This is a genomic window from Kutzneria sp. NPDC052558 (assembly GCF_044547355.1).
GTDB lineage: Bacteria > Actinomycetota > Actinomycetes > Mycobacteriales > Pseudonocardiaceae > Kutzneria.
Map to the genome: position 1 here is coordinate 194,150 of NZ_JBIUAG010000015.1, position 25,632 is coordinate 219,781.

The window sequence follows — 25,632 nt, forward strand, 5'->3', positions numbered from 1 at the left end:
GGGGGCGACCTTGGCCGGCGGTGGCGCGGAGTCGGGCGGTCGGCACCGGGCCGGTCTCGATCAGCGACTTGCCCCGCCGTGACGTATGTGACGGAAGTGAAAGGGCTACCCTCGGGGGCATGGCCGGCCGGACGACGACTTCGAAGCGGACCTCCACGCGGGGGCGAACCACGGCCAAGCCGCGCCCGGCGACCAAGCCCCGGGGCAAGGCGACGTCCTCGAAGCGGGGCACGGCCACGCCGGCCAAGGCCAGCTGGGGCGTGGTCGCCAAGGGCCTGGGCAGCATCACCCGGGCCGTCGGCCGCACCAAGGAACTCGATCCCGCGCACCGCCGCGACGGCCTCGCGCTGGTGATGATCGGGCTCGGCGTGATCTTCGCCGCCGGCGTCTGGTGGCACGCCGGCGGGCCCGTCGGCAGCTGGCTGGACGTCGCCGTGCGCAGCGTCATCGGCGCCGCCGCCTACGTGCTGCCGTTCGTGCTGCTGTTCATCGGCATCGTGCTGATGCGCTCCGACCCGCTGCCCGAGGCCCGGCCGCGCATCGTCTTCGGCATGGTCCTGCTCGGCCTGTCCGCGCTGGGGCTGCTGCACCTGCTGCTCGGCGCGCCCGAACTCGCCTCGGAGAGCGGCGACGCCGGCGGCGCGCTCGGCTGGCTCGCCGGGCACTTCCTGGCCCAGGGCCTCACCGGCTGGGTCGCCGTGCCGCTGCTCGGGCTGGTCGCCGTGTACGGCGTGCTGCTGCTCACCGGCACTCCCGTGCGGGAGGTGCCCAACCGGCTGCGGGCGTTGGTCGACCAGTCGGCCACGCCGGCGTCCACCGCGCCCAAGGCATCGGAGGCCACGCCCACCGAGGACGTCACCGAGAAGGACAGCTCCGCTGTCAGGCTGCGCCGGCCCTCGCGCCGCCGCCAGGCCGCCGACGTGGAGGCGCCCAAGCAGCTGGAGCTGCCGACCGAGGACGAGCCGGAGCCAGTCGCGCCGAAATCCTTGCCCAAGACACGAAAGGCTCCTGCTGTCTCGGAGAAGCCGGCCGCGCCGCGGGCCGTCGAGGGCGACTACACGCTGCCGGGGCTGGACCTGTTGCAGGACGGGGATCCGCCCAAGGCCCGCAGCCGCGCCAACGACTCCATGATCGAGGCCATCACCGGCGTGCTGGAGCAGTTCTCCATCGACGCCCAGGTCACCGGCTTCACCCGGGGGCCGACCGTCACCCGGTACGAGGTGGAGCTCGGGCCGGGCGTGAAGGTCGAGAAGATCACCGCCCTGACCAAGAACATCGCCTACGCCGCCGCCACCGACAACGTGCGCCTGCTGGCGCCCATCCCCGGCAAGTCCGCCGTCGGCATCGAGGTGCCCAACAGCGACCGGGAGATGGTGCGGCTGGGCGACGTGCTGCGCGCACCGTCCACTGTGGCCGATCAACACCCGCTGGTCGTGGGGCTGGGCAAGGACATCGAGGGCCACTTCGTCACCGCCAACCTGGCCAAGATGCCCCACCTGCTGGTCGCCGGCTCCACCGGCTCCGGCAAGTCCAGCTTCGTCAACTCGATGCTGGTGTCGCTGCTGGCCCGGGCCACGCCCGACGAGTGCCGGATGATCCTCATCGACCCGAAGATGGTCGAACTCACGCCGTACGAAGGCATTCCGCACCTGATCACGCCCATCATCACCCAGCCCAAGAAGGCCGCCGCCGCGCTGGCCTGGCTGGTGGAGGAGATGGAGCAGCGCTACCAGGACATGCAGGTCAACAAGGTCCGGCACATCGACGACTTCAACCGCAAGGTCCGGTCCGGCGAGATCACCGCCCCGCCCGGCTCCGAGCGGGAGTACCGGCCCCGGCCCTACATCCTGGCCATCGTCGACGAGCTCGCCGACCTGATGATGACCGCTCCCCGCGACGTCGAGGACGCCATCGTCCGCATCACCCAGAAGGCCCGGGCCGCCGGCATCCACCTCGTGCTGGCCACCCAGCGCCCCTCCGTCGACGTGGTCACCGGCCTCATCAAGACCAACGTCCCTTCCCGCCTGGCCTTCGCCACCTCGTCGCTGACCGACTCCCGGGTCATCCTCGACCAGCCCGGCGCCGAGAAGCTCATCGGCATGGGCGACGGCCTCTACCTGCCCATGGGCGCGGCCAAGCCCGTGCGCATCCAGGGCGCCTACGTGGGTGACGACGAGATCAACACCATCGTCTCCTTCACCCGGGACCAGGCCCAGCCCGACTACACCGACGGCGTCACCTCGGCCAAGGCCGGTGAGAAGAAGGAGATCGACGCCGACATCGGCGACGACCTGGATCTCCTGCTCCAGGCCACCGAGCTCATCGTCACCAGTCAGTTCGGCTCCACCTCCATGCTCCAGCGCAAACTCCGCGTCGGCTTCGCCAAGGCCGGCCGCCTCATGGACCTGCTGGAGACCCGCGGCGTCGTCGGCCCCTCCGAAGGCTCCAAGGCCCGCGAGGTCCTCATCAAGCCCGACGAACTCGACGGCGTCCTCTACACCATCCGCGGCGGCGGCATGCCCGAGGAACCCGACGACGAGCAGGAGTGACTACTTCGCCAACGGCACCTTCGCCAACGCGTTCCGAATCGTGGCGGCCGGACTCGGCAGGTGCATGCCGAGCTCCCGGAGCCGACCGACGATCTGGTTGAGCGGGCTGGTCAACTGCTTGCTCAGCGACACCAGCCGGGACAACGGCACCGGCTGCTCCGGATCGAGGAATCCGCCGTTGAACTCGTCGTCCCGGAGCAGCGTCAGATCGCGGTATTCCGGGTAGTAGGGCAGGTTCTCCGACTGCACGGTGAATCCGAGCTGCGCGAGCCGGTCCGCGGCCCAGAACGGCGACTGGTTCAGCACGGCATGCGCCTTGATCAGGTGGTGCAACCGGACTGGCCGCCGGATGTCGAGCCACGGCGCGTCGCCGTCGAGGTCGACGCTTACCAACCGGATGTCCTCCATCGCGACGGTCGGCGGCAGATCCGGTGGCGTCAGCCCCAGCGTCCGTAGGATTCGCTCGATCTCGGCGACGGACATGTCCAATGCCCTCGCCTGGTTGAGCACATGCCCCAGCGGGAGCGGCGCTCGCACATCGTCGATGCCCGCCAGAATTTGCGCGCCGGCGCTGGCCAGCCAGTCCGGTAGGACGGCGTCGGTGAGCTCAGCGAGCTTGTCCGACGCGCTCTTGGGCGGTGGGCCCACAGCAAGCCCATAGGCCGACACGATGTCCATCGCTCGCGACACGGCGATGCCGTGCTTTGTCGCGACAGCGGTGACGGTGTTCAGGGACACTGCTCGGTCCGAAAAACGCGAGGCGTTCGGCCCGAGGTCCTTGCCGAACAGATCCATTTCCACCGCGTAGGACCGGAAGCGATCGGTCGGAAAGCGGTCGATGTCGATGCCGTCGATACCGAGCTCGGTCAGCCGGGCGGCCACGGACCGGGGTGAGTACCCCAGGTCGATCGCGGCCGCGAGAATGTGGCCCGGCGCTCGAAGGTGTGCGGTAATCGCCCAGCTGCGGCCCACGTCGCACAGGATCCGCAGATCGGACGCACGCGGTGGCAGCACAGTGCCGGCGTCGGCGATTTCCGGCACCCAGTCGGCCAGCTCGCCCACGTCGCCATTGGCGATGAGACGCCAGAGAAAGATGTGGTCGAGGGGATGCCCGGTGACGGTGTTGAGGCCGTTCGGTTTCGGCGGCCAGCTCACGATGAACCGGTCGCCGGGGAAACTACGATGGCTCGGAGCCTTGTCAGCGATCAGGTCGACGAGCGTCGGGTTGTCGAATCCCCTGTCGCTGAGCCAATCCCCGTCCAACAGGGTGTTCGCGGCGACGAGATCGGGGACCGCTCTCACTTGCAGTTCGGTGACCAGACGGCCGACAGGGTCGAGCACTGTGGTGCGATCGACCGAGAGGCGTGGCGCCAGCGGTCCGGTCAGGTTCGCCAGTGCCCCCGGCTGTTTGTAGCCCGGCTCATTGGTCACGTGGTCCACCCTCAGACCGTCGACGAGCAGCCCGCCGCCCTGCTCGCACCAGATGACGTGGCCGTCGGCGCTGGGCACGATATCGCCGGTGGCCATGCCATCCTGGCCGGGGCGTTGCTCGAAGACGCCGGCCGTCCAGGTGGACCGGAGTTCGCCGTGGTGGGCAACCGTGTCGAACTCGGCGATGGCCAGCAGGCGGTTCAGGGTCTCCACGCAGGAGGTGCGAATGCCCGCGCGGAGGTGGAGGCGGACGGTGGTGCCGGGCTTGCCATGGTCGGCGATCTTGCGGATCTCGAAGAGGTGGCCGGGGCCGGTGATGGCGACCTCGTGGACCGGACCGGGGAGGCCGCCGTCGCGGGGCATGCGGCAGGTGGTGATGGTGATCTCGTCGGCCAGCATGAAGTAGCTCAGCACCCCGATGCCGAAGCGGCTGTTGGGAAAGAGCTCCACCGGGGGATCGAGGCGGGACCAGTCGACCTGTTCGTCGCGGAACTCGGCGAGGTCGGCGAAGCGGGCGCCGGCCTGGGCGAAGACTCCGGTGAGTTCGGAGATGCCCATGCCGACGCCGTTGTCGGCGCAGTCGAGGTAGGGGCGGCCCGAAGAGTCGACGCCCTGGGAGAAGGCGATGCGGCCGGTCCAGTCGGCGGAGCGGTCGGTGGTGCGGCGCAGGAACTCCTCACGGGCCCGGCGATAGCGGCAGGCGTCGAGCGCGTTCTGGTACAGCTCCCGTATGGCCAGCGACCGGTCCCGGTAGAGCTGCTCGCCCATGAGCAGCTCCTGCACCCGCTGCTCGTCCATACGGAACCGAGACCAGCCGCTGAAAACAGGCTTGCCGTCGGGACCGGTGGCGGGACGGACGTCGTCGCTGGAGGCGCGTTCGGGCAGGGCGCGCAGGGGTGTGAGCACGCTGTGCTCGTCGGCGGCCTTGCGCACGGCGTGCAGCAGGGTGTCGAGGCGGACGGTGTGGTCGCGAAGGGCCTCGACCACGGAGGCGTGGTGGCAGGCGGCGGACAGCACGGGGCAGTCGGCGCGGGGAACCCAGCCGGCTTCGGCGATGGTCTCGTGCAGGCGCTCGAAATCCACCGGGGTGTGCCAGACGATGATGTCGGACAGGCCGGTGATGTCGATGGACATGCTGTAGGCGACGGCCAGCAGCAGGGCGAGCAGCGGGGTGCGGACCTCCTCCTCGTCCTCGGTGCCGCCGCCCAGGGTCTCCCGCTGCCGCATCTCCGGGCCGCACAAGGCGTTCGGCTCGATGCGAAGGCCTTGCAGCAGACCGCTGACCCGGGCGGCGGCGAGCACGGGCGGGACGTCGACGCCGGTGAGCAGGCCGGCGACGGACTCCGGCTTGAGCACCTCGGCCTGTAGCCACAGCCACCGGTGGAACAGCCACCAGCGGACCTCGTCGTGGCCCTCCATCCGGGCGGCCAGGCGACTGTGCTCCTGGTAGAACGACTGTGGCGGGCCGTCGGCACGGTCGACGGCGGCGCGGGCCCACAACACCTGGTGCAGCAACGGGATCAGGGTCAGCAGCGTCGCCTCGGCCTGGCCGAACTCCACGTCGAGCTTGCGGGCCAGCCAGCTCACGCGCCGGGTGAAGCGCTCGACCAGGCCGCGGTCCAGCCACGGGTCGTCGGGCAGATCCTGGTGCAACGAAGCCAGATGCGTCGCGACGGCCACGGCGGCGGCGCGGTCCTGGCCCTCCCGCCACACCTTCGAACCGTGCACCAGCCTCGCCCACGGCTCGCTTGGCGCCGAGGCCGACGCGGGCGGCGAGTGATAGTTGACCGTCACGTCCCCGTGCACGACGCCGGCCACGACCGATCCGGACACATCCCCGGTGATCGAGGTCTTCCTGCCACCGCTGGCCATCCGAGCAGACTATCGGCGCCGTTGGCCACCCCGACGGGAAACCGACCACCCCCTGGATTGCTAGAATTCGAGCCAGGATTCGGGTACTGTTCATGGGGGAGGTGCCGTGAACGTCAACACCGATGACCTGGTGAGTGTGACCGAGGCCAACAGCTCGCTGTCCCGGTTGCTCAACGAGGCGAACGAGGGCCGCAGCAAGCTGGTGATGCGGAACAACAAGCCGCTGGCCGCGATCGTGAGCCCGCAGGACGCCGCCCGGCTGCAACGCCTCGACGAGCTCGAGGACGACCTCCGCCTGTTGGCCCTGGCCCTGGCGCGGACCATCACCGACGACGGCGCTCGACACAGCCTCGACGACGTGGCGGCGGAGTTCGGGATCGACTCGGCGGACCTGGACGAGGACTGAGCAGTGGCGAGGGTCCTGCTGACCACCGAAGCCAAAGAAGATCTTCGAGACCTGGACGGCTCGGCGCGGCTCCAAGTGCTCAAGGCGTTGAAGAAGCTGGAGACGGAGCCGGACAAGCGCGGCGCTCCGCTGGGCAGCCGCGCCGCCGGAAACCTGGCCACCTTCCGCAAACTCGTGGTCGGCGACCGGGACTACCGGGTCGTCTACCGCATCGAGGCGGACGGCACGGTGGTTGTCGTCTGGGTGATCGGCAAGCAGGCCGACGGCGAGTGCTACGACCTGGCCGTTGCCCGGGTGCGGCTGCATGCCGGCGATCAGGAGCTGGTCGGCGAGCTGCTCGGTCTGCTGGACCGGATCGGGCACCCGTGAGCCGGCGGGTGCGTCGTCCCCCCTGGTGACGACGCACCCGACCGCTATTCCTCCCCCGCGAGGAATCCTTCGATGTCCGGCTCCTCGCCGCCGGGCTCGGTGAGCCGTTCGGCGAGGGTGGGCACCGGCTCCTGCAACCAGGCCGGGTCGTCCTCCAGCAGGCCGTACTTGTAGGCGAACTGTTCGGTGGCGTCGCGGATGGATTCCCGCAGGGCGCCGACGACGACGGACTCGGCGGTGCTGGTGAGCTCGATGAGCAGGGAGCGGACCTTGTCGAGCTGGTCGGCCTGCCCGCTGGTGGCGGCGATGCTGGGCCACAGGTGGCGTTCGAAGACGTCGACGAAGTCGGCGGCCACGCGGTCGGTGGTCTCCCGCAGGCTCTCGTACTGGCTGAGCACCTCCTGCGGTCCGATGGCCAGTTGGCGCAGCCGGGAGCCGCTCTCCAGGGCCCAGCGCCGGGTGTGCGGTCGGCCGTGCCGCCACTTGACCAGGCCGAGCTGGGTGGCCCGGCGCAGCAGCGATGGCCGCAGCTCGGGGACGGAGACCAGCGCCCGGATCTCGTTGACGCCGATGGGAATCCAGTCCTCGGGGCCGTCGGGCGCGAGCCCGAGCACGTCGGCGACGGAGTCGCCGCGGTCCCGCGCCTCGATCAGCTGGGCGATGGCGGGCAGCGAGAAGCCGCGGTCCTGGAGGCGCTGCACGAGCCGGATCCGCTGCACATGGCTGACGTCGTAGCGCGCGGTCCGGCCCACGCGGCGCGGCGCGTGCAGCAGACCCTTGGTCTGGTACATGCGGATCGTGCTGGTCGGCAGGCCGACCTCGGCGGCGAGCTCCTCCACGGACACGCGACCATCCTCGCGCGCCACGACTTGGTCAGTCAATACTCTTCTAGTCGTAACTAGAAGAGTTGGAGCAGCATTCGGCTGTTGCCGAGGGTGTTCGGCTTCACATAGGTCAGGTCCAGGAACTCGGCCACACCCTCGTCGAACGAGCGCAGCATCTCGTCGTAGACCTCGGGCGACACCGGCGTGCCCTCGATCTCCACGAAGCCGTGCCGGCTGAAGAACCGGGTCTCGAAGGTGAGCACGAAGATCCGGGCCAGCCCCAGCTCCCGGGCCAGCGCCACCAGCTGCCCGACGATGGCGTGCCCGACGCCCCGGCCGGCGGCCAGCGGGTCCACGGCGACGGTGCGGATCTCGGCCAGGTCCTCCCACAGCACGTGCAGCGCCCCGCAGCCGACCACCCGGCCGTCCAGCTCGGCCACCCAGAACTCCTGCACGGACTCGAAGAGTGTGACCAACTGCTTGGTCAGCAACACCTTGCCCGCGTAGTGGTCGACGAGCGCCTTGATCGTGCGCACGTCGGCGATGCGAGCCCGCCGCACGAGAACGTTGTCCACGTGCTCAAACCTAGTCGTTGCACGTTGCACGCCATCGTCGGCGGTGAACTCCGACCGCCGTAAGCTGCCGGGCAGACCCAAGTCAGCGGAGGGGGGGAGCGATGACCGGCGCGGGTTGGGACCCGTTCGCGGAGGCCGAGCGAGCGGCTTCGGTGGGGCGCACGACGGTGCTGACCACCGCGGACGGCGCCTGGTGGCTGCTCAACCCGGGCCAGCCGTGGCTGTGGTGGCGCGGCGTCGGCCAGTGGCGGCCAATGGCCCCGCCGCCGGACCCGGCCTTCCGCGCCACCGCCCGCCCGTCGCAGTTGCCCGGCGGGCCGCCCCAGCAGCCCATGCCCCAGCAGCCGCAGCCCATGCCGCAGCAGCCGGTGTCCCAGCCGGTGCCGCAGCCGGGCTCGCTGTACCCGGAACCGCCGGTGTCGCAGCCCTTCCCGGCCCAGCAGCCCTTCCCGGCCCAGCAGCAGTACCCGGTCTCGCAGCCGTTTCCGACGCAGCAGCCGGTGTCCCAGCCGTTCCAGCAGTTCCCCGCGCCGCAACCGGTCCAGCCGCCGCCCCTGCCTCACCAGGGGCTGCCCCAGGTCCAGCCACCTCCGTTGCCCCAGCAGGGAGTGCCCCAGCCGCAGGGGCCGCTCGCGGTGGCCGACCCGCTCTACGGCGGCGGGCACTTCGTGCGCACCGGCGAGCCGGTGGCGGCCTTCTTCGAGAAGGCCAAGCGAGTGATCCTCTGGGCCGACGGCATCCGCCACGCCGAGAACACCGCGGGCCAGGCCAATCCGGTCATCCTGCTGGTCGGCCCGCAGCACAGCGGCCAGCGCCGGCTGATGCGCGCCTTCGCGCCGTTCATGAAGGCGACCGAGGCGATCAGCGAGCCGGAGCCGGTGATCAAGACGGCGGCCAGCCTGATCCTGTCGGCCAAGGAGCAGGAGAAGCCGCTCGAGGCGGTGGTGCGGGCGGCGATCAGCGCGGCGTGCCAGAAGACGCCGGTGCTGATGATCGAGAACGCCGACGCGCTGCTGGCCGACGCGGGCGACCGGGCCAGCATGATCGACATCATCGTCGAGGTGGCGCACGACCAGGACGAGTGCGCGGTGCTGGTGCTGGCCGGCAGCCCGGCCTTCCTCAAGCAGCTGACCGACGCCGCCCCGGCGGTGGCCCAGCGGGCGCTGGTCTACCACCTGCCGGACTTCGAGCAGCGCCCGGCGGCCGAGGCCCTGCTGGACGTGCTGGCCGGCGAACGCCAGGTGTCGATGTCGCCGGCGGCCCGCGCCGGCCTGGCCGATCTGGTCACCGGCGGCCGCTCGCACCGCACGATGGGCGGGGCCCGCCGCGTCGAGGCCCTGCTGGAGACGGCCTGCCAGAACGCGATCATGCGCAGCGCCATGCCCGGCCTGGTCCGCGTGGACGAGGCCGACCTGGCCGAACTGCGGCAGGCGGCCGCCGGCGGGGACCGGAAGTCGGCCGCCGAGCTGCTCGCCGAGCTGAACGCCATGGTCGGCCTGGACTCGGTGAAACGCCAGGTCAACAACCTGGTCTCCGAGTTGCAGGTGGACGAGCGGCGGCGCGCGGCCGGCATGCCGATCCCGCAGCGCAGCCGGCATCTGGTGTTCACCGGCAACCCCGGCACGGCCAAGACGACCATGGCCCGGGTGATCGCCGAGCTGTACCGGGAACTGGGCGTGCTGGCCGGCGGGCAGCTGGTCGAGTGCATGCGGGCCGATCTGGTCGGCGAGTACATCGGCGAGACCTCCGGCAAGACCCGCAAGCTGATCGAGCAGGCCTACGGCGGCGTTCTTTTCATCGACGAGGCCTACAACCTGGTGCAGGGCGGTGACGAGGACTACGGCCCCGAGGCGGTCGCGGAACTGTTGGCGCAGATGGAGAACCACCGCGACGACCTGATCGTCATCGTGGCCGGCTACCCGCGCGAGATGAGCACCTTCCTGGACTCCAACCCGGGCCTGCGCTCGCGGTTCCAGACCCGCATCGAGTTCCCCGACTACAGCAACGAGGAACTGGCCCGCATCTTCCAGCTGATGGCCAAGTCCCAGGGCTACGAGCTGGGGCCGGACCTGCTGGCCGGGCTGCCGGTGCGGATGAGCCGGGTCAGCCGGGGCAAGGGCTTCGCCAACGGCCGGTCGGCGCGGCAGCTGCTGGAGGCGACCATCAGCCGCCAGTCGGCACGGCTGGCGGCCGACCCGAACTCTGACGTCGCGTCGTTGAACATGTTGCTGGCCAACGACATTCCGGCCCCCGGGGACATCGGCATCCGGATGGGCGATGGCGGGGCGCAGCGCGGCCTGCCCGACCTGCTGTCCGAATTGGACGGTATGATCGGCCTGGAGCCGGTGAAGCGCCGGGTCCGCGCGATGGTCGCCGAGATGGACGTCGACCGGCAGCGCCGGGCCCAGGGGCTGCCGGTGTCGCCGCGCAGCCGGCATCTGGTCTTCACCGGCAATCCCGGCACCGCCAAGACCACCGTGGCCCGGCTGATCGGCGAGATCTACCGGGAGCTCGGCGTCGTCACTTCGGGGCACGTGATCGAGGCGCAGCGGTCCGATCTGGTCGCCGAGCACATCGGGGCCACCGCGCCCAAGACGCGGGCGGTCTGCGAGGACGCGCTGGGCGGCATCCTGTTCGTCGACGAGGCGTACACGCTGACCGGCGACCAGGGCGATTTCGGGGCCGAGGCCGTGGCGGAACTGTTGGTGCAGATGGAGAACCACCGCGCCGACATGATCGTGATCGTCGCCGGCTACCCGAAGCTGATGGACGAGTTCATGGAGACCAACCCGGGCCTGCGCTCGCGCTTCGCCAACCGGGTGGAGTTCCCGGACTACAGCAACGAGGAACTGGCCAGGATCTTTCTCGCGATGGCCCACGGCCAGGGCTACACCACCTCCGACGACCTGGTCGCGGCGCTGCCGGACCGGATCCGGCTCATCCCGCGCGGCCGGGGTTTCGCCAACGGCCGGTCGGCGCGGCAGCTGCTGGAGGCGACGCTCACCCAGCAGTCGGCGCGGCTGGCCGGGATCGGTCGGGCCGACGCGGCGACGCTCAACGCGCTGACCGCCGCCGACCTGCCCGCGCCCGACGAAGCCGGTGTGGCGCAGGGAAGTGGCGGTCGGCGCCGGACGCTGCCGGAGCTGCTGTCCGAATTGGACGGCATGATCGGCCTGGAGCCCGTGAAGCAGCGGGTGAAGGCGATGGTCGCCGAGATGGACATCGACGCCAAGCGCCGCGCGGCCGGCATGAAAACTGGGGAACGCAGCCGGCATCTGGTGTTCACCGGCAATCCCGGCACGGCCAAGACCACCGTGGCCCGGCTGATCGCGCAGATCTACCGGGAGCTCGGCGTGGTCAGCGGCGGGCATGTGGTGGAGGCGCAGCGGTCCGATCTGGTCGCCGAGCACATCGGCCAGACCGCGCCGAAGACCCGGGCCGTGTGCGAGAGCGCGATCGGCGGCATCCTGTTCATCGACGAGGCGTACACGCTGGTCGGCAAGGGGGAGCAGGACTTCGCGGCGGAGGCGGTGGCGGAACTGTTGGTGCAGATGGAGAACCACCGGGACGACCTGATCGTCATCGCCGCCGGCTATCCCCAGGAGATGGACGAGTTCATGGCGGCCAACCCCGGCCTGCGGTCCCGGTTCGCCAACCGCGTCGAGTTCCCCGACTACAGCAACGACGAGCTGGCCCGGATCTTCCAGGCGATGGCGACCGGCCAGGGCTATCGGCTGGCCGAGGACCTCGTCGCCGCGCTGCCGCAGCGGATCACCCGTATCCCGCGCGGCCGCGGCTTCGCCAATGGCCGGTCGGCGCGGCAGCTGTTGGAAGCCGCCATCACCAAGCAGTCCGGACGGCTCGCGGCCGCCGGCGACGTCGACGCGTCGGCGCTGAACATGTTGGTGGCCGACGACTTGCCGGCCCCCGAGGACAGCGGCGTGCAGCAGGGCGACGGCGGTCGGCGGCGCAGCCTGGCCGACCTGCTGGCCGAGTTGGACGGCATGATCGGCCTCGCCCCGGTGAAGGAGCAGGTGCGCACGCTCGTCGCCGAGACGCGGGTCGACGCCCGCCGCCGCTCGGCCGGGCTCAAGGTCGCCGCCCGCAGCCGGCATCTGGTGTTCACCGGCAATCCAGGCACCGCCAAGACCACCGTGGCCCGGCTGATCGCCCAGCTGTTCCGGGAGTTGGGCGTGCTGTCGTCCGGGCATCTCGTGGAGACCGGCCGCCCCGACCTGATCGCCGAGTACCTCGGCCAGACCGCCGCCAAGACCCGGGCCGTGTGCGAGCAGGCCATCGGCGGCGTGCTGTTCATCGACGAGGCGTACACCCTGGCCGGCGGCGGCGAGCACGACTACGGTCCCGAGGCCATCGCCGAGATCCTCGTGCAGATGGAGAACCACCGCGACGACCTGCTGGTGATCGCGGCCGGCTATCCCGCCGACATGGACCGCTTCCTGGACGCCAACTCCGGCCTGCGGTCCCGGTTCGGGGCCACCGTCGAGTTCCCCGACTACACCGACGAGGAACTGGTCGGCATCTTCGAGGTCATGGCCAGCAGCCAGAGCTACCTGCTCTCCGACGACCTTCGCGCCGCCCTGCCGGCCGCCGTCGCCGCCATCGACCGGGGCGTCGGCTTCGCCAACGGCCGCTCCGCGCGGGGCCTGCTGGAACGCACCGTGGCGCGCCAGGCCGTGCGGCTGGCCGGGCCCGACGTCGACCTCGACAACCTGGCCGACGAGGAGTTGCAGACGCTGCACGCCGTCGACCTGCCGGGCTGAGGAATGTCATGAAGGGCCCCTTCCTGACGTTCAACGTCAGGAAGGGGCCCTTCATGACATCGAACGGGCCGGCCGAGGCGACCATTCGGCCGACCGGTTCACGACGATCGGCGGAAGATGCGCCTTATGTCCGATTGTGGGGGCCTGTCGCGAAAGGTGTGCTTCTGGGGCGTTTGTCCCCCAGGAAAGGGATTCCCCCGTGACCGCACACCTCAGACGTCGGGCCGGCGCCATCGCGCTGGCCGGCGTGCTCGGTGCGAGCGCCTTCGCGTTGGCCACCCCTGCTGCCAGCGCCGCGGCCGCCCCCACCCCGCCGGGCTCGGCCAAACAGCTGGACAAGCAGGACCGGGAGCTGCTCGCCGAGGCGGAGCGCGCCGGCAAGCCGACCGTGACGCTGGTGGTCGCGGCCGAGCCGGGCCGCACCGACCAGGCGGCCCAGCAGCTGCGCGACCTCGGCGGCGTGGTGCAGACCGCCGCCAAGGACGTGGACTACATCAAGGTCGAGGTCCCCCGGGGCAAGGCCGAGAAGGCGGCCGAGCTCGGCGCCGTGAAGTCCGTGGACGTGGACGGCCTGATCAAGCAGGACGACCCGCGGCCGGAGGGCACGAGCGCGCCGCTGCCGCAGAAGGCCCCGGGCAAGGACACGCCGCGGGTCAACCCGTACCTGCCGACCGGGGACACCGGCGCGGCCCAGTTCGCGCAGCAGGTGCCCAAGTGGGACGGCCGCGGCGCCACTGTCGCGATCCTCGACTCCGGCATCGACCTGGACACCCCGGCCCTGGCCAAGACCACGACCGGCGAGCGCAAGATCGTCGACTGGTACAACGCCAACTCCACCGACTCCGGCGACGGCACCTGGGTCGCGATGTCCAAGACCCGCTACACCGGCAAGTTCACCGCCGGCGGCCGCACCTGGACCGCGCCGGCCACCGGCGGTCCGTACACCGTCGGCACGCTGGCCGAGACCGCCGGCGACCTGCGCGGCGGCGAGCTGGCCGGCGACCTCAACCGGGACGGCGACAAGACCGACTCCTTCGGCGTGCTCCAGGACGTGACCACCAAGGAGGTCCGCGTCGACGTCGACGGGGACGGTGACTTCACCAACAACGCCCCGATGATCGACTACAAGGTCGCCCAGCAGGTCGGCCACCTGGGCCCGGTGCCCTTCGTGGTGCAGACCGACCGCTCGATCTACGACAACGGCGGCACCGCCCTGGTCAACATCGGCATCGCCGGCGCGGCCCACGGCACCCACGTCTCCGGCATCGTCGCCGGCAACTCGCTGTTCGGCGGCAAGATGGCCGGCGCGGCCCCCGGGGCCAAGCTGATGGCGGTCAAGGTGTGCCTGACCAGCTCGTCCTGCACCGCCAGCGGCCTGATCGACGGCCTGCTCTACGCCGCCCGCAACGGCGCCGACGCGATCAACATCTCCATCGGCGGCCTGCCGGCCCTCAACGACGGCAACAACGCCCGCGCCGACCTCTACAACCGGACCATCGCCCAGTACAACGTGCAGGTCTTCATCTCCGCCGGCAACAGCGGCGCCGGCGCCAACACCGTCGGCGACCCGTCGGTGGCCACCGACGCGATCAGCGTCGGCTCCTACATCACCGACGCCACCTGGCTGTCCAACTACGGCTCGGTGACCGCGGCCAAGCAGGGCCTGCACCCGTTCTCCTCCCGCGGCCCGGCCGAGAACGGCGGCTTCAAGCCGGACATCGTCGCCCCCGGATCGGCCATCTCCACCATCCCCGGCTGGCAGCCGGGCGGCCCGGTCGCCGGCACCTTCCCGCTGCCCAACGGGTACGCCATGTTCAACGGCACCTCGATGGCCGCCCCGCAGGCCGCCGGCGCGGCGGCCCTGCTGATCAGCGCGTACAAGGCCACCCACCACGGGCAGCGGCCGCCGGTCGCCGCGCTGCGCGAGGCGATCAAGTCCACCGCGAAGTTCGTGCCCGGCGTCGGCGCGTACGAGCAGGGCGCCGGCCTGCTGGACGTCTCCGCTGCCTTCCACCGCTTGCAGGACAACGTCTCCCCGGTGTCGGTGACCGCGACCGTGCCGGTCAACACCGTGCTCGCCGGGCAGCTCAAGACCCCGGGCCAGGGCGTCGGCATCTACGACCGCGAGGGCGTCACCGCCGGCAAGTCCTACACCCGCACCTACACGCTGACCCGGACCTCCGGCCCCAACCGGAACACCCGCTACGACGTGCAGTGGACCGGCAACGACGGCACCTTCCGCTCCGCCGGCTCCGTGGTGCTGCCGCTGAACAAGCCGGTGGCCTTCGACGTCAAGATTGATCCGCGCGGCGAGGGCGTGCACTCGGCGCTGCTCAAGGTCGGCGGCACCACGCTGCTCACCCTGAACACCGTGATCGCGGTCAACGACTTCACCGCCGCCAACGGCTATTCGTTGAGCCACCAGGCCAACGCCAGCCGCAACGAGAGCACCAGCGTGTTCGTCCGGGTGCCGGCCGGCGCCTCCGCGCTCAAGGTCGACCTGGCCGCGAGCACCGGGCAGGTCCGGTTCCTGCGCAACGACCCGACCGGCGTTCCGCTGGACTCCAACGCCTCCACCAGCTGCTACCTGCCCGACGCGGGTGCCGGGTGCGCCGGCGGCACGCCGACCAGCCGCACGGTCGTCAACCCGATGCCGGGCGTGTGGGAGATCGCCGTCGAGGCGCGGCGCACCTCCGACGCCGCCGTCATCCCGTTCACGCTGACCACCTCGCTGATCGGCACCAAGATCAGCCCGGAGGCCGACACCATCGCGTCGGCCCCGCTGGGCAGCCCGGTGGCGCGCAGCTACAGCGTGTCCAACCAGCTCGCCGCCATCACCGGCCGCCTCACCGGCGGTCCGCTCGGCAGCTCGGCCGTGACCCGGCCGACCATCGCCAACGGCGCCGTGCAGACGTTCGACGTGACCGTGCCGGCCGGCGCCACCTCGTTCACCGCCCGCACCGGCAACCCCGCCGACCGCGGGGCCGACATCGACATGATCGTCTACGACTGCACCGGCGGCTCGTGTGTGCAGGCCGGCACCAGCGGCGGCTCCACCGCCGAGGAACAGGTCACCATCGCCAACCCCGCCGCCGGGCTCTGGCGGGTGGAGATCGACGGCTATGCCGTGCCGGCCGGCTCCACCGCCTACGACTACAGCGACACCTACGTCGCCCCGTCGCTCGGCGCGGTCACCGTCAACGACACCACCACCGCCCGTCCGTCCGGCAGCTCCTGGACCGTCACCGGCGCCGTCACCGCCGGCGCACAGCCCGGCGCCGGCCGGGTGCTCCGCGGTGAGCTGACCCTGGTCCTCGCCGACGGCGCCGTCGTCGGCCGCTCCTCGGTCATCGTCCAGTCGGTCGGCTGACCCGACACCCCTGTCGATGGCGGGCCCCGGTCGCGGGGCCCGCCATCGCCGTGTCGAGATGTCGACATTTCGGCGGCCCTCTCGGTCGGCATCAAGTCGGAGGAGCCCTGACCAGCCCATCTGCTAGGCTTCGAGCCAGTTCGCGCGGATTGTCTGCGCAAAACGACCTGAAGCTTTCTTCAGGGAGGTGTCAGAGATGCTTTTGGGCTTTCGGGTGGTCAACCACCGGTCGATCCGGGACGAGCAGGAGTTGCAGTTGACGCCGGTCTACGGGGACGAGCCGGCGGTCCCCGTCGCGGCGGTCTACGGCGCGAACGCGTCGGGCAAGTCGAACCTGTTCGGCGCGCTGGAGTTCATGTCGTCGGCGGTGCGCGACTCCTTCGGCCGCTGGCGGCCGGATGGCCGCGTGCCGCGCCGGCCGTTCAAGCTCGACCCGAAGGCGGCTGAGCAGCCGTCGGGGTTCGTCGCGGAGTTCATCGCCGAGGGCGTGCGCCACACGTACGGCTTCGTCGTGGACGACCGGGTCGTGCGGGAGGAATGGCTCTACAGCTACCCGGAGAAGCGCAAGCGGGTCGTCTTCGAGCGTGAGGACGGCGGCATCAAGGTCGGCACCACGGTCGGCGATCTGCGGGCCAAGCTCGAGGTGCTCAAGGCCCTCGTGCGGCCCAACGCCCTCTTCCTGAGCGTGGCCGCGCAGTCCAACGTCGCGCAGGTCGCGCCGGCCCACCGCTTCCTGACGGACAAGCTGGCCTTCCAGTCCCGCGACGTGCGGCGGCGGGACCTGGCCCGCATCAAGCAGATGCTTCAGGATCCGGCTGGGCGGGATCGCGTTGTCGATCTGGTTCGCCACGCGGACCTGGGCATCGTCGGCATCGAGGTGAAGCCGCTGTCTCCGGCCGAGGCCCGTCTGCGTGACCTGATAGAGCGTGAAGGCCACCCGGTTCCAGCCGCCGGCCAGGAGTTGTGGTTCACGCACTCGAAGTGGTCTCAGCCGCTGTCGTTCGATGAGCAGTCGGGTGGGACCAGGGACTGGGTCCACCTCGTCCCCGCCCTGCTCGACGCGCTGGACGGGGGGCAGACACTGGTCCTGGACGAGGTCGACACCAACCTGCACCCGCTGCTGACGGCGCAGGTGGTCCGGCTGTTCCAGAAGCCGGAGACCAACCCCCGTCGGGCGCAGCTCGTGCTGATCACGCACGACGCCGCACTGCTTGGTTCCCCGTTGCTCGGCGTCGAGCCGGGGGAGGAAGTGCTCCGACGCGACCAGGTGTGGTTCGTGGAAAAGGGAATCGACGGGGCGAGCCGGCTCTCCGCACTGGCGGAATTCCGTCCCCGCAAGGGGGAGAGCATGCAGAAACGCTACCTTTTCGGCAGTTACGACGGTGTGCCGGACATGAACGAGTGGCAGTTCGCCGACGCAGCGCCGAGCCGCCGTGCGTCGTGACACAGCCAGGGACGGCAACGTCTCGCTTCGGCTGCACCGCGAGATCCTGATCGTGTGTGGTGGCACCCGGACCGAGCTGGATTATTTCGACGGGTTGCGGAGGTCTCGACGGGATCCGACCGTCCGGGTGAGGGTGATCGCCAAAGGGGTCGCGCCCGATCAACTCGTCCGTCATGCGCAACGCGTCGGCGGCGACTACGACGAGGTGTGGTGCGTCGTGGACACCGACGAGTTCGACATCGCCAAGGCCGCCCGGCTGGCCGACGAGCTGGGGGTGCGGCTGGCGGTGTCGAACCCGTGCTTCGAGCTGTGGCTTCTGCTGCATTTCACGGAGCACCGGGTCGCCAGCCCCAGCTATCGGGACCTGCGACCCAAGTTGATCAAACACGTGCCCGGCTACGACAAGTGCCGCGTCGAGTTCGCGCAGTACGAGCCGGGGGTGGCGGACGCGACGCGACGCGGCGAGCGGCTGGACCCGACCGGGCGGGACCATGATCGGAACCCGTCCACGGGAGTGTGGAAACTGGTCCGGCAGGTCCTCCCGGACTGAAGTGCGCGTGAAGCCAGATACCCTTGAGCACGTGTCTTCCCCCTCCACGTCCCGCCGTGTCGCCCTGCTCACCCTCGGTTGCGCCCGTAATGAGGTCGACTCCGAGGAGATGGCCGGGCGGCTGACGGCCGACGGCTGGCAGCTGGTCGACCCGGACGAGGGCGGCGCGGACGTCGTGCTGGTCAACACCTGCGGCTTCGTGGAGTCGGCCAAGAAGGACTCGGTGGACACGCTGCTGGCGGCCTCGGACTCCGGGGCGAAGGTGGTGGCGGTGGGCTGCCTGGCCGAGCGCTACGGCGCGGAGCTGGCCGAGAGCCTGCCCGAGGCCGACGCGGTGCTGGGCTTCGACCACTACCCGACCCTGGGCGAGCGGCTGGACGACGTGCTGGCCGGCCGCAAACTGGACTCGCACAAGCCGGTGGACCGGCGCACGCTGCTGCCGATCAGCCCGGTGCAGCGGCCGCAGAAGGCCCCGGAGGTGGCGCTGCCGGGTCATGGCACGGCCTGGGGTCCGCAGGTGCTGCGCACCCGCCTGGACAACGCGCCGGTGGCCCCGCTGAAGATCGCCTCGGGCTGCGACCGCCGCTGCTCGTTCTGCGCGATCCCGAGCTTCCGCGGCGCCTTCGTGTCCCGCTCCCCGGAGGAGATCCTGGGCGAGGCGGCGTGGCTGGCCACCCAGGGCGTCCGCGAGCTGTTCCTGGTGAGCGAGAACTCCACCTCGTACGGCAAGGACCTCGGCGACGTCCGGGCGCTGGAGACGCTGATCCCGCAGCTGGCCCAGGTGCCGGGCATCGACCGGGTCCGGGTCTCCTACCTGCAGCCGGCCGAGACCCGCCCGGGCCTGGTCAAGGCGATCGCGACGACGCCGGGCGTGGCCGACTACTTCGACCTGTCCTTCCAGCACTCCAGCGAGGCCGTGCTGCGCCGGATGCGCCGCTTCGGCTCCACCGACTCCTTCCTGGCCCTGATCGAGCAGATCCGCGAGCTGAGCCCGAACGCCGGCATCCGCACCAACGTGATCGTGGGCTTCCCCGGCGAGACCGAGGACGACCTCAAGGAGCTGGAGCGCTTCCTGACCGAGGGCCGGCTGGACGCGGTGGGCGTGTTCGGCTACTCGGACGAGGACGGCACCGAGGCCCTCACCCTGGACGGCAAGCTGGACGCGGACACCGTGGCCGAGCGGGTGGCCCGGTTCTCGGCGCTGGTCGAGGAGCTGACCGCGCAGCGGGCCGAGGACCGGATCGGCCAGCAGGTGGTGGTGCTGGTCGAGCACGAGGAGGATGAGGACAGCGACTGCGTCGGCCGGGCCGCCCACCAGGCGCCCGAGGTCGACGGCGAGTGCGTGGTCGTCGAGGCCGAAGGCCTGAAGGTCGGCGACCTGGTCCGTGCCGAGGTCATCGACAGCGAGGGGGTGGACCTCATCGTTCGCCCGATCGAAGTGCTGCCACGATGAGCTCCTCGGGGGCCGAGGAGCCGAGAGCCGTGCCGCTGTTCAACATCGCCAACGTGTTGACGGTGTCGCGGCTGGTCATCGTGCCGTTCTTCCTGCTGGCGCTGTTCACCGGCGGCGGCGCGGACCTGCTGTGGCGGATGGTGGCGTTCGGCCTGTTCGTGATCGCCTCGATCACCGACCGCATCGACGGCGACCTGGCCCGCAAGCACGGCCTGGTCACCGACTTCGGCAAGATCGCCGACCCGATCGCCGACAAGGCGCTCACCGGCTCGGCCCTGGTCGGGCTGTCGATCCTGGGCGACCTGCCGTGGTGGGTGACGATCGTGATCGCCGTCCGCGAGCTGGGCGTGACCCTGCTCCGGTTCTGGGTGATCCGGCACGGCGTGATCCCGGCCAGCCGTGGCGGCAAGGCCAAGACGCTGATGCAGATCGTGGCGATCGGCTTCTACCTGCTGCCGCTGCCGCCGTGGCTGCTGTTCGTGCGCTGGGTGACGATGGGCGTCGCCCTGCTGCTCACCGTGGTGACCGGCGTGGACTACGTGGTCAGGGCCTTCCGGCTGCGGGCGGTGGGCCGCCGCTCGGTCGCGGGAGCGCCGTGACGGCGGACCTGGTGGCCCGGCTGCGCGAGTTGCGGCAGACGGTGGCGACGGCGGAGTCGCTGACGGCTGGTCTGGTGGCGGCGGAGCTGGCCTCGGTGCCGGGGGCAAGTTCGGTGCTGCGGGGCGGCCTGATCGTGTACGCCACCGAGCTGAAGGCCAAGCTCGCCGGCGTGGACGAGGCGCTGCTGGCCGAGCACGGGGCGGTGCACCCGGACGTGGCCGCCCAGCTCGCCGCCGGGGCGCGGGAGCGCTGCGCGGCGACTTGGGGCCTGGGTCTGACCGGCGTCGCCGGGCCGGATCCGCAGGACGGCGTCGAGCCGGGCACGGTGTACGTGGCGGTGGCCGGCCCGACCGGGTCCCAGGTGCGCCGGCTGAGCCTGGCCGGGAGCCGGAACGAGGTCCGTTCGGGCAGCGTGACCGCGGCGCTGGAGCTGCTGCGTCACCATCTGGGGTGAACCGCGGGTAGCCAAACGTGCCCCTATCGGCCGTCCCAAAGTGTGGCAAGCCGCTCGATGGAGTGGTGAACCCAAGCCGGCCGCGACGCGTTCCAAGATCGGGAGGATGCTCTTCTGGAGCCACTCAAGCCCAGGTCAAAGCCCTGTCGGGGATCTTGCCTGGTCACCGGCGGCCGGGGAACATCCGGGTTGATTCACTCGTTCGCCTTGGGCGTACGAGGCGAGAAGTCGGTGCCACCGGGGGTGCCGTCTGGGTAACGTGGTCGGTACGGGCCCGGCTGGAAGGAGGCGCGCGATGACAGTGCTGCTTCGCGAGGCGATCGGTGATCGGCTTCGCCACACTCGCACCACTCAACACCGCACGCTGCGTGAGGTGTCCCGCTCCGCACGGGTCAGCCTGGGCTACCTGTCCGAGGTGGAACGCGGCCGCAAGGAAGCCTCCAGCGAGCTGCTGGCGGCCATCTGCGACGCGCTGGACCTGCCCATGGCCGATCTGCTGCACACAGTCGCCTCCGACATGAGCGCGCTGGCCGCGGTCGCGAACGCGCCCACCGCGCAGGACGCCGCCAAGCCGCGTGAGACGGCGGGCGCCCCCTACGAGGGCGGCCGGCTGCTCGGCGAGTCGGTCGGCGACCAGCTCAGCGACATCCGACTCCAGCCGGCGCTCACGCACCGACTGCCCACCCTCGCCCCGCCGCGGGGAGAGGTCGTGGTCGCCGCGTAGGTACGGGAGGAGGCGCTCCACCCTGGACGAATTCGAGCTGGTGGCGCTGCTGGCGGTGCTCCTGCTGCTGGTGGCCGCCGCCGGATCGCTGCTGGTGCTGACCAGGCGCAGGCCCGTCGCCCGGACGGGCCGGCCGATCCGGGAACGCCCGCACGACGTCCCGTGGGTGGCGCGCGCCGAACTCGTGGTCGGCCAGCTGGCCGACCGTCCATGTGGTGACGACGCCGAGCGCGTGCTGGCCGAGCTGCGCGCCGCAGCGACCGAGATCCAGACGATCGATCGCGCGCTGGCGGCGTTGCCCGCCGCCAGGCTGCGCCGGACCCGGGACCAGTTGGCCGCCCGGCTGGCCGTTGACGCGGCCGGCGGTCCCGAGCTGAGCGCCGCCCACCGTGCGGTGAGTGATCGTCTCGCTACCGTGGCGCGACTCAGGGCCACCAGGGACGCCCTGACGACACGCGCGCACGCGTGTGTCACCGGGTTGGAACGAGTTCGTGATTCGGACCACCCGGCCGACCCGGTCCGGGCCCGTGAGCTGGTCGAACTGCGGGCCAACCTGGCCGAGGTCCGGGTGCTGGCGGCCCAGCTGCCGGACCTTACCGCTCAGGGGCGACCCTGATATTCGGTGGTGTCGGTGGTAGCGGCCCAGCTCACCTGACACGATGGAACCCGCACCGCCACCGGCTCGTTGGCCTGGTCGCGGCGTTCTCGCACATCCAGGAGTTAGCAGAAGGCAGGCGGAGGAGATGGCCAACCCTTTCGTGAAGGCTTGGAAGTACCTGATGGCGGCGTTCTCCGCCAAGATTGACGAGAACGCCGATCCGAAGGTGCAGATCCAACAGGCCATCGAGGAGGCTCAGAAGCAGCACCAGGCGCTGTCCCAGCAGGCCGCCGCGGTGATCGGCAACCAGCGGCAGCTGGAGATGAAGCTGAACCGGCAGCTGGGCGAGGTGGAGAAGCTCCAGGCGTCGGCCCGGCAGTCGCTGGTGCTGGCCGATGAGTCCCGGGCCAAGGGCGACGAGGCCAAGGCGACCCAGTTCGAGCAGGCCGCCCAGTCGTTCGCCACCCAGCTGGTGACCGCCGAGCAGAACATCGAGGACCTCAAGACCCTGCACGACCAGGCCCTGCAGGCCGCGTCGCAGGCCAAGACGGCCGTCGAGCGCAACTCGATGATGCTCCAGCAGAAGCTGGCCGAGCGCACCAAGCTGCTCAGCCAGCTGGAGCAGGCCAAGATGCAGGAGCAGGTGTCCAAGTCGCTCAACCAGATGAGCGAGCTGGCCGCCCCCGGCAACGTGCCCTCGCTGGACGAGGTCCGGGACAAGATCGAGAAGCGGTACTCCACCGCGCTGGGCTCGGCCGAGCTGGCCAGCAACTCGGTGCAGGGCCGCATGCTCGAGGTCCAGGCGTCCACCACCGAGATGGCCGGCAACGCCCGGCTGGAGCAGATCCGCGCCTCGCTGCGCGGCGGCTCGGTGGCCGGCGAGGTCACCAGCGGCGCCCCGGCCGCGGCCAGCCCGGCCGCGAACATCCAGGCCGAGATCGCGCAGCGGGTGGCGCAGGAGAAGCAGTCCTGAGCTTGATCACGGGGGAGTAGGACGATGGCGGCCGGACCGCGCAGGCGTGACCTGGGGGAGCTGATCAAGCTCGGCCAGTCCGTGAGCGAACAACTGCGCGGTCCGGTCGCCGACACCGTCCGGACCAAGGTGCACGGCTGGCGCGACCCCCGCGCCAAGCTGCTGCGCCGTCGTCGCCGGGCCAGGCGCGCCACCGCCGCGTGGAGCGGAGGCACCGCGCTCGGCGGGCTGTGGATCGGCGTCGAGCACGCCCAGCTGCTGAGCTTCACCGGCGTCACCGCGTTGATCGTGACCGCGGTGTTCGCCTACTGCACCACCGGCTCCGTGCGGAAGCTGATCACGCTGAACCGCCAGCCGCTGCCCCCGGCCCTGCCGCCGCCGGTCCGGCTGCCCCCGGCCGGGTCCGCCGCCCGGGAGCCCATGCGCCGGCTGGCCGAGGCCGAGGCCAGCCTGGCCGAGCTGCTGGTCCAGCTCGGCACGCCGCGTCCCGGCGGGCTGGCCCCGTTGCCGGCCGAGTCCCTGGCCCATGCCCAGGAGTCCGCCACCGAGGCCGCCACCGCGTTACGCGCCGTCGCCGCCCAGCTGTCCGCGGTGGAACGGGCCCGAGCCATCGCGCCCCCTTCCCAGTGCGGCCCCCTCGACCAGGGCATCGCCGAACTCCGGCGCCGCCTCACCGAGGGCATCGACGGCTACGTCGCCCTCATCGGCACCGCCGGCCAGGCCGTCATCGCCAGCAGTGCCGCATCGCCCGACGCCGCCCTGCTCGACGCCAGCGACCGCCTCTCCGGCCTCGCTTCGGCCCTGCGCGAACTCGCCGGCCCCGACTCCCTGTCCTGACCCGGCCTGTTGGGTGTTGTGAAGGGACCTTTCCTCTCGTTCAACGTCAGTAAGGGGCCCTTCATGACACCGGGTCGGAGGGGCTGATCGCCCGGGCGGGACAGCGGGGCGGCCTCGGCGAACCCGGGCCGGGCAGTCCGGGTTGCCCGAATCCTCTCCGCCGACCAGGGGCGAACCATTGCGCTGTTCGGGCGTGTCGCCGCCACTTTCTCGCGATCCGTGACTCTGGGTGACAAGTTCGGCGGCGCAGCGTGGGGGTCGGTGGAGATTCTTCGAGCATCCGTGTGATTATCACTTTGTTATCTAGCCGAGACCGCTACCCGGCGTGGCAGGATCGGACGAGCCAGTGGAGCCGGGCCCTCGCGGGCCAGCCGGACCTTCGGGGAGGTCGGACGTGGCGTTGTGGACCGTGCACGGCGACGGCCGCCGCGTGACGGACGGCGAGGTGGTGGCCCCCGACGAGCGGCTGAGCTGGCCGCTGACCGTCGGGTTCGGCCTCCAGCACGTCGCCGCCATGTTCGGCGCCACCGTCCTGGTCCCGGCCAGCACGGGCTTCCCGGTCGCCACCACGCTGCTGTTCTCCGGCCTCGGCACGCTGCTGTTCCTGCTGGTCACCCGCAACCGGATCCCCAGCTACCTGGGCTCGTCCTTCGCCTTCATCTCGCCGCTGACCGCCTCCCGGCTGGAGGGCCTGCCGGCGCAGCTGGGCGGCGTGCTCGCGGTGGGCGTGCTGCTGGTGTTCGTCGGCATCGCGGTCAAGGCGCTGGGCGTGCGGCTGCTGGAGTCGCTGATGCCGCCGGTGGTCACCGGCGCGGTGGTGATGCTGATCGGCCTCAACCTCGCCCCGACGGCGACCCGCAACTTCGAGGCCCAGCCCGGGCTGGCGGTGTTCACGCTGGCCGTGATCCTGCTCTGCGGGATCCTCGGGCGTGGCCTGCTCTCCCGGGCCTCGGTGCTGGTCGGCATGCTGTCGGGCTGGCTGGCCGCGGCGCTGTTCGGCGGCATCGACTCGGACCGTCTCAACGACCTGGCCAACGCCGCCTGGTTCGGCTTCCCCCAGCTGACCGCGCCGGAACTGCGGCCCAACGTGGTGCTCACGGTGCTGCCGGTCGTGGTGGTGCTGGTCGCGGAGAACGTAGGCCACGTCAAGGCGGTCGCCTCGGTCACCGGCCGCAACCTCGACGGCAACGTCGGCGACGCGCTGATCGCCAACGGCCTGTCGACCGCGCTGGCCGGCGTCGGCGGCGGATCGGGCACCACGACGTACGCCGAGAACATCGGCGTGATGACCGCCACCAAGGTCTACTCGACCGCCGCCTACGCGGTGGCCGCCGTGTGCGCGATCGGGCTGTCTTTCTGCCCGAAATTCGGCACGCTGCTCAACACGATGCCCACCGGAGTTCTCGGCGGCGCGATGTTGCTGTTGTACGGACTGATCGCGTTGGTCGGCGTGCGGATCTGGGTGGACAATCGCGTCGACCTGCTCAACCCGGTCAATCTGATGATCGCGGGGGCCGCCCTGGTGGCCGGCGTCGGCAACCTCACGATGTCGATCGGCGGCGTGGCGCTGGGCGGGATCGCCTGGGGCTCACTGCTGATCGTGGTAGGACATCCCCTGCTCCGAACGCTGCACGCGGCCCGCCGCCGGGTGTGATCGGTTCTGTTAAAAACCCGCATCACATTGAAAATCTGCCTGTTTCCTCAGCTTCTGCTCAGGGTTAGCCTTCCTGCTACCCGAAGGGGAGGGCTGCGGGACCCTTTCTCGGTCGGGGGCTGAAATCTACCTCCGTGACTGGTTTGTCACGGGGACTTCAGAAGGGGC

At 70.8% G+C, this 25,632-nt stretch carries 18 protein-coding genes; 15 read left to right on the forward strand and 3 right to left on the reverse strand.

Features of this window, described 5'->3' with window-relative positions:
• The first annotated feature begins 119 nt into the window (after nucleotides 1-119).
• Nucleotides 120-2,549, forward strand: coding sequence for a DNA translocase FtsK 4TM domain-containing protein (locus ACIG5F_RS26870; protein ID WP_396521999.1), 2,430 nt, complete (start codon nucleotides 120-122; stop codon nucleotides 2,547-2,549).
• Here ACIG5F_RS26870 and ACIG5F_RS26875 read toward each other — a convergent pair whose 3' ends face one another.
• Nucleotides 2,550-5,852 carry a hypothetical protein gene (locus ACIG5F_RS26875; RefSeq protein WP_396522001.1) on the reverse strand — a complete coding sequence of 1,101 codons (3,303 nt, stop codon included), beginning with the start codon at nucleotides 5,850-5,852 and terminating at the stop codon, nucleotides 2,550-2,552. It lies immediately after the preceding gene.
• Between the two features lie 106 nt (nucleotides 5,853-5,958).
• Here ACIG5F_RS26875 and ACIG5F_RS26880 point away from each other — a divergent pair, with 106 nt between their 5' ends.
• Together ACIG5F_RS26880 and ACIG5F_RS26885 are read left to right on the forward strand one after the other, a co-directional pair.
• Entirely contained in the window at nucleotides 5,959-6,258 is a 300-nt protein-coding gene (locus ACIG5F_RS26880; protein WP_396522003.1) for a type II toxin-antitoxin system Phd/YefM family antitoxin, read from the forward strand.
• Between the two features lie 3 nt (nucleotides 6,259-6,261).
• Complete coding sequence (locus ACIG5F_RS26885; RefSeq protein ID WP_396522005.1) at nucleotides 6,262-6,627, forward strand: type II toxin-antitoxin system RelE/ParE family toxin; 366 nt, start codon at nucleotides 6,262-6,264, stop codon at nucleotides 6,625-6,627.
• Nucleotides 6,628-6,671: 44 nt separating this feature from the next.
• Here the strand turns inward: ACIG5F_RS26885 and ACIG5F_RS26890 are convergent, their stop codons facing one another.
• A complete protein-coding gene (locus ACIG5F_RS26890; RefSeq protein ID WP_396522007.1) occupies nucleotides 6,672-7,472 on the reverse strand; it encodes a MerR family transcriptional regulator in 801 nt (266 codons plus the stop codon).
• Between the two features lie 53 nt (nucleotides 7,473-7,525).
• Entirely contained in the window at nucleotides 7,526-8,026 is a 501-nt protein-coding gene (locus ACIG5F_RS26895; protein WP_396522009.1) for an amino-acid N-acetyltransferase, read from the reverse strand.
• A 101-nt stretch (nucleotides 8,027-8,127) separates the two neighbouring features.
• Between ACIG5F_RS26895 and ACIG5F_RS26900 the strand changes: the two genes are divergently transcribed.
• The 12 genes from ACIG5F_RS26900 to ACIG5F_RS26955 all read left to right on the forward strand — a co-directional run bounded on the left by ACIG5F_RS26900 (nucleotide 8,128) and on the right by ACIG5F_RS26955 (nucleotide 25,464).
• Nucleotides 8,128-12,807 carry an AAA family ATPase gene (locus ACIG5F_RS26900; protein WP_396522011.1) on the forward strand — a complete coding sequence of 1,560 codons (4,680 nt, stop codon included), beginning with the start codon at nucleotides 8,128-8,130 and terminating at the stop codon, nucleotides 12,805-12,807.
• 199 nt (nucleotides 12,808-13,006) lie between these two features.
• Nucleotides 13,007-16,177, forward strand: a complete 3,171-nt coding sequence (locus ACIG5F_RS26905; protein ID WP_396522013.1) for a S8 family serine peptidase — start codon at nucleotides 13,007-13,009, stop codon at nucleotides 16,175-16,177.
• 196 nt (nucleotides 16,178-16,373) lie between these two features.
• Nucleotides 16,374-17,621 carry an ATP/GTP-binding protein gene (locus tag ACIG5F_RS26910; RefSeq protein ID WP_396522015.1) on the forward strand — a complete coding sequence of 416 codons (1,248 nt, stop codon included), beginning with the start codon at nucleotides 16,374-16,376 and terminating at the stop codon, nucleotides 17,619-17,621.
• On the forward strand, nucleotides 17,611-18,171 hold the full coding sequence (locus ACIG5F_RS26915; RefSeq protein WP_396522017.1) for an RloB family protein: 561 nt from the start codon (nucleotides 17,611-17,613) through the stop codon (nucleotides 18,169-18,171). The genes ACIG5F_RS26910 and ACIG5F_RS26915 overlap by 11 nt, the downstream gene beginning before the upstream one ends.
• Before the next feature lie 31 nt (nucleotides 18,172-18,202).
• The gene (gene rimO / locus ACIG5F_RS26920) at nucleotides 18,203-19,624 is read left to right on the forward strand and encodes a 30S ribosomal protein S12 methylthiotransferase RimO (RefSeq protein ID WP_396522019.1); all 1,422 of its coding nucleotides are present in this window, start codon (nucleotides 18,203-18,205) and stop codon (nucleotides 19,622-19,624) included.
• Nucleotides 19,621-20,223, forward strand: coding sequence for a CDP-diacylglycerol--glycerol-3-phosphate 3-phosphatidyltransferase (gene pgsA, locus ACIG5F_RS26925; RefSeq protein WP_396522021.1), 603 nt, complete (start codon nucleotides 19,621-19,623; stop codon nucleotides 20,221-20,223). Before rimO ends, pgsA begins: the two co-directional genes overlap by 4 nt.
• The gene (locus ACIG5F_RS26930; RefSeq protein ID WP_396522023.1) at nucleotides 20,220-20,678 is read left to right on the forward strand and encodes a CinA family protein; all 459 of its coding nucleotides are present in this window, start codon (nucleotides 20,220-20,222) and stop codon (nucleotides 20,676-20,678) included. The genes pgsA and ACIG5F_RS26930 overlap by 4 nt, the downstream gene beginning before the upstream one ends.
• 295 nt (nucleotides 20,679-20,973) lie before the next feature.
• Complete coding sequence (locus ACIG5F_RS26935; protein WP_396522025.1) at nucleotides 20,974-21,402, forward strand: helix-turn-helix domain-containing protein; 429 nt, start codon at nucleotides 20,974-20,976, stop codon at nucleotides 21,400-21,402.
• Between the two features lie 40 nt (nucleotides 21,403-21,442).
• Nucleotides 21,443-22,018: a hypothetical protein gene (locus ACIG5F_RS26940; protein WP_396522027.1), complete on the forward strand. Its 576-nt coding sequence runs from the start codon at nucleotides 21,443-21,445 to the stop codon at nucleotides 22,016-22,018.
• Nucleotides 22,019-22,145: 127 nt separating this feature from the next.
• On the forward strand, nucleotides 22,146-22,973 hold the full coding sequence (locus tag ACIG5F_RS26945) for a PspA/IM30 family protein (protein WP_396522028.1): 828 nt from the start codon (nucleotides 22,146-22,148) through the stop codon (nucleotides 22,971-22,973).
• A 24-nt stretch (nucleotides 22,974-22,997) separates the two neighbouring features.
• Nucleotides 22,998-23,810: a hypothetical protein gene (locus ACIG5F_RS26950; RefSeq protein ID WP_396522030.1), complete on the forward strand. Its 813-nt coding sequence runs from the start codon at nucleotides 22,998-23,000 to the stop codon at nucleotides 23,808-23,810.
• Between the two features lie 394 nt (nucleotides 23,811-24,204).
• Complete coding sequence (locus ACIG5F_RS26955) at nucleotides 24,205-25,464, forward strand: uracil-xanthine permease family protein (RefSeq protein ID WP_396522032.1); 1,260 nt, start codon at nucleotides 24,205-24,207, stop codon at nucleotides 25,462-25,464.
• The last annotated feature ends 168 nt before the right edge of the window (nucleotides 25,465-25,632 follow it).